General features: G+C 66.8%; 5 protein-coding genes and 1 pseudogene. All 6 read left to right on the top strand.

Annotation, left to right across the window (positions count from 1 at the left end; genetic code table 11):
* Nucleotides 1-700 (top strand): annotated as a pseudogene (fusA, locus tag VJT49_RS22360) (elongation factor G); the annotation flags it as partial.
* Nucleotides 701-901: 201 nt separating this feature from the next.
* Nucleotides 902-2,095, top strand: a complete 1,194-nt coding sequence (gene tuf, locus VJT49_RS22355; protein ID WP_324166848.1) for an elongation factor Tu — start codon at nucleotides 902-904, stop codon at nucleotides 2,093-2,095.
* Between the two features lie 321 nt (nucleotides 2,096-2,416).
* The gene (gene rpsJ, locus VJT49_RS22350; protein WP_007073037.1) at nucleotides 2,417-2,725 is read left to right on the top strand and encodes a 30S ribosomal protein S10; all 309 of its coding nucleotides are present in this window, start codon (nucleotides 2,417-2,419) and stop codon (nucleotides 2,723-2,725) included.
* Between the two features lie 13 nt (nucleotides 2,726-2,738).
* On the top strand, nucleotides 2,739-3,392 hold the full coding sequence (gene rplC / locus VJT49_RS22345) for a 50S ribosomal protein L3 (RefSeq protein WP_324166847.1): 654 nt from the start codon (nucleotides 2,739-2,741) through the stop codon (nucleotides 3,390-3,392).
* Complete coding sequence (gene rplD, locus VJT49_RS22340) at nucleotides 3,389-4,072, top strand: 50S ribosomal protein L4 (RefSeq protein ID WP_324166846.1); 684 nt, start codon at nucleotides 3,389-3,391, stop codon at nucleotides 4,070-4,072. Before rplC ends, rplD begins: the two co-directional genes overlap by 4 nt.
* Entirely contained in the window at nucleotides 4,069-4,371 is a 303-nt protein-coding gene (gene rplW / locus VJT49_RS22335) for a 50S ribosomal protein L23 (RefSeq protein ID WP_324166845.1), read from the top strand. The genes rplD and rplW overlap by 4 nt, the downstream gene beginning before the upstream one ends.
* Nucleotides 4,372-4,452: the final 81 nt, after the last annotated feature.

The following is a 4,452-nucleotide window of genomic DNA, read 5'->3' as shown; positions in this document are numbered from 1 at the left end:
GCGGCGCGAGTTCAACGTCGAGGCGAACATCGGTAAGCCGCAGGTGGCGTACCGCGAGACGATCCGCCGCGCGGTGGAGAAGATCGACTACGTGCACAAGAAGCAGACCGGTGGCTCGGGTCAGTACGCGAAGGTCATCGTCTCGGTCGAGCCGCTGCCGCTCGCGGCGGACGGCCCGACGTACGAGTTCGTCAACGCCGTCACCGGTGGGCGCGTCCCCAAGGAGTTCATCCCCTCGGTGGACGCGGGTGCGCAGGACGCCATGCAGTACGGCGTGCTCGCCGGCTACCCGCTGGTCGGCGTCAAGCTGACCCTGCTGGACGGCCAGTACCACGAGGTCGACTCGTCCGAGATGGCGTTCAAGATCGCCGGCTCGATGGTGATGAAGGAGGCGGCCCGCAAGGCCGACCCGGCACTGCTCGAGCCGATGATGGCCGTGGAGGTCACCACGCCGGAGGACAACATGGGCGACGTCATCGGCGACCTCAACTCGCGGCGTGGCATCATCCAGTCCATGGAGGAGCGCTCCGGAGCCCGGGTCGTCAAGGCGCTGGTGCCGCTGTCCGAGATGTTCGGCTACGTCGGCGACCTGCGGTCGAAGACGCAGGGCCGGGCGAGTTACAGCATGCAGTTCGACTCCTACGCGGAGGTTCCGCAGAACGTCGCGAAGGAGATCATCGCGAAAGCGACGGGTGCCTGAGCATCGCGCGAGGTACGAAGCGCGGAGCGGAGGGTACCCGGAGGTGAGCCAGAGCAGCACTGCTAAGGCCACCGGCGTCTCAAGCGTTGAGGCGCGTGCGGTCCGTCGTGGATCGCACGCGCACAAGCAGTCGACAGAGTCCGTATCGCCTTATCGGGCGTGCCGGGCGAAAGAAAAGACACAGTCCACAGGAGGACACCAGTGGCGAAGGCGAAGTTCGAGCGGACTAAGCCGCACGTCAACATCGGCACCATTGGTCACATCGACCACGGTAAGACGACGCTGACCGCGGCCATCACCAAGGTCCTGCACGACGAGTTCCCGGACCTGAACCCGTACACCCCGTTCGACGAGATCGACAAGGCGCCGGAGGAGAAGGCCCGCGGCATCACGATCTCGATCGCGCACGTCGAGTACCAGACCGCGGCGCGCCACTACGCGCACGTGGACTGCCCCGGCCACGCCGACTACATCAAGAACATGATCACCGGTGCCGCCCAGATGGACGGCGCGATCCTGGTGGTCGCCGCGACCGACGGCCCGATGCCGCAGACCAAGGAGCACGTGCTCCTGGCCCGCCAGGTCGGCGTTCCGTACATCGTCGTCGCCCTGAACAAGAGCGACATGGTCGAGGACGAGGAGCTCCTGGAGCTCGTCGAGCTCGAGGTCCGCGAGCTGCTCAGCACCTACGAGTTCCCGGGCGACGACGTGCCGGTCGTGCGCGTCTCCGCCCTCCGGGCGCTCGAGGGTGACAAGGAGTGGACCGGCAAGCTCATGGAGCTGATGAACGCGGTCGACACCGCGATCCCGCAGCCCGAGCGCGAGACCGACAAGCCGTTCCTGATGCCGATCGAGGACGTGTTCACGATCACCGGTCGTGGCACGGTCGTCACCGGTCGCGCCGAGCGCGGCATCCTCAAGCCGAACGAGGAGGTGGAGATCGTCGGCATCCGCGAGAAGTCGCAGAAGACGGTCTGCACCGGTATCGAGATGTTCCGCAAGCTGCTCGACGAGGCCCGCGCGGGTGAGAACGTCGGTCTGCTGCTGCGCGGCATCAAGCGTGAGGACGTCGAGCGCGGCATGGTCGTCATCAAGCCGGGCACCACGACCCCGCACACGGAGTTCGAGGGCCAGGTCTACATCCTCTCCAAGGAGGAGGGCGGCCGGCACACCCCGTTCTTCCAGAACTACCGTCCGCAGTTCTACTTCCGTACCACGGACGTCACCGGCGTCGTCACGCTGCCCGAGGGCACCGAGATGGTCATGCCGGGCGACTCCACCACCATGACGGTCAAGCTGATCCAGCCGATCGCTATGGAGCAGGGCCTGAAGTTCGCTATCCGCGAGGGCGGCCGCACGGTCGGCGCCGGAACGGTCACGAAGATCATCAAGTGACATGTCACGTGACCCCGATTAGCATCGCCGCGATCGATACGGCATACTAGTCAGGTTGCGTCCGAGCAGGGTGGTTAGCTGCCTTGGTGGCTAGCCACCCTCGCCGGGTGTCCGGGTGTGTTTTCTGGCCGCCCGACACTCCAGATCCCCGCGATCAGTTCGCTGCCGTGCGCGGCATTACGGGACGCGGCGCGACACGCCCGACCGCGGGGGTCGGACAACGCAGGATCGACCAGATTCTGGCCGGTAGAGCCTGCGGGCATGCGAGAGCCGCCGCTTTCGCACCACTAGCGGCATCGAGAGAAGGAAACAGAAGCCATCATGGCGGGACAGAAGATCCGCATCCGGCTCAAGGCCTATGACCACGAGGTCGTCGACTCCTCGGCGCGAAAGATCGTCGAGACGGTGACCCGTACCGGGGCGCAGGTCGCGGGCCCGGTGCCGCTGCCCACGGAGATCAACCGTTTCTGCGTGATCCGTTCGCCGCACAAGTACAAGGACTCGCGCGAGCACTTCGAGATGCGCACGCACAAGCGGCTGATCGACATCATCGACCCGACTCCCAAGACGGTCGACTCGCTCATGCGCCTCGACCTGCCGGCTGGCGTCGACATCGAGATCAAGCTGTAGGGATCTGCGACTAATGGACAGGCAAGTAAAGGGGATCCTGGGCGCCAAGCTCGGCATGACCCAGGTCTGGGACAACAACAAGGTCGTCCCGGTCACCGTGGTGCAGGCCGGCCCGTGCGTCGTGACCCAGGTCCGCACCGGCGAGAAGGACGGCTACTCCGCGGTCCAGCTCGCGTACGGTGCGATCGACCCGCGCAAGGTGAACAAGCCCAAGGGCGGCCAGTTCGCCAAGGCCGGTGTGTCGCCGCGGCGCCACATCGTGGAGCTGCGCACCACCGACGCCGGCGAGTACGAGCTCGGCCAGGAGGTCACCGTCGAGACGTTCGCGCCGGGTACCCCGGTCGACGTCACCGGTAAGACCAAGGGCAAGGGCTACGCCGGCGTCATGAAGCGGCACGGCTTCCACGGCCTGAAGGGCAGCCACGGCGTCGAGCGCAAGCACCGCTCGCCCGGCTCGATCGGCGCCTGCGCCACTCCCGGCCGCGTCTTCAAGGGCGTCCGGATGGCCGGCCGGATGGGTAGCCAGCGCTACACCGTGCAGAACCTGACCGTGCAGGCGGTGGACACCGAGAACAACCTGCTGCTCGTCAAGGGGGCCGTGCCCGGTCCCAAGGGCGCGCTGATCCTGGTCCGCACCGCCGCGAAGAAGAAGGACGGTGCCCAGTGAGCTCGGTTGACGTGATCAACGCGGAGGGTAACAAGGCCGGCTCGGTCGAGCTGCCCGACGACGTCTTCGACGTGCAGGCCAACATCGCGCTGATGCACCAGGTCGTCGTCGCCCAGCTCGCGGCGGCCCGGCAGGGCACGCACAAGGCGAAGACCCGCGGCGACGTCGCCGGTGGCGGCAAGAAGCCGTACAAGCAGAAGGGCACCGGTCGCGCCCGGCAGGGCTCGATCCGCGCGCCGCAGTTCACCGGCGGCGGTGTGGTGCACGGCCCGGTGCCGCGCGACTACAGCCAGCGGACCCCGAAGAAGATGAAGGCCGCCGCCCTGCGTGGCGCCCTCTCCGACCGGGCTCGCGACGGCCGGGTGCACGTGGTCGAGGCGTTCGTCAGCGGCGAGAAGCCGTCGACCAAGGCCGCCATCGCGACCCTGCGTAAGGCGACCGAGTCCCGCAAGGTGCTGGTCGTGCTGAGCAGCACCGACGAGCTGAACTGGGTGTCGCTGCGCAACGAGGCGACCGTGCACCTCATCGAGGCCGGTCAGCTGAACACGTACGACGTGCTGGTCGCTGACGAGGTGGTCTTCACCAAGGACGCACTCGATGAGTTCTGCGAGCTTGCGAGCCGGACCGGCGGCAAGGGTCTGGGCGTGCCGGCCGAGGCCTCCGAGGAGGAGAGCAAGTGACCACTATCGCCGACCCGCGCGACATCATCGTCGCCCCGGTGGTCTCCGAGAAGAGCTACAGCGTTCTCGACCAGAACTGGTACACGTTCCTCGTCCACCCGGACGCGAACAAGACCCAGATCAAGATCGCGATCCAGCAGATCTTCAACGTCCGCGTGCTGACGGTGAACACCGCGAACCGCGAGGGCAAGCGCAAGCGCACCCGCACCGGCTGGGGCCAGCGCAAGGCCACCAAGCGGGCGATGGTCAAGCTGGCTGACGGTGACCGTATCGAGGCCTTCGGCGGCCCGGTCAGCTAAGGGGTTGTAAATCAATGGCTATCCGTAAGTACAAGCCGACCACGCCGGGCCGTCGCGGCTCCAGCGTCGCCGACTTCGCCG

The organism is Amycolatopsis sp. (genome assembly GCF_035276945.1).
In the GTDB taxonomy this organism is placed as follows: domain Bacteria; phylum Actinomycetota; class Actinomycetes; order Mycobacteriales; family Pseudonocardiaceae; genus Amycolatopsis_E.
Note: the sequence above shows the minus strand (reverse complement) of the source record. Positions and strands in the feature narration are given on the sequence as shown.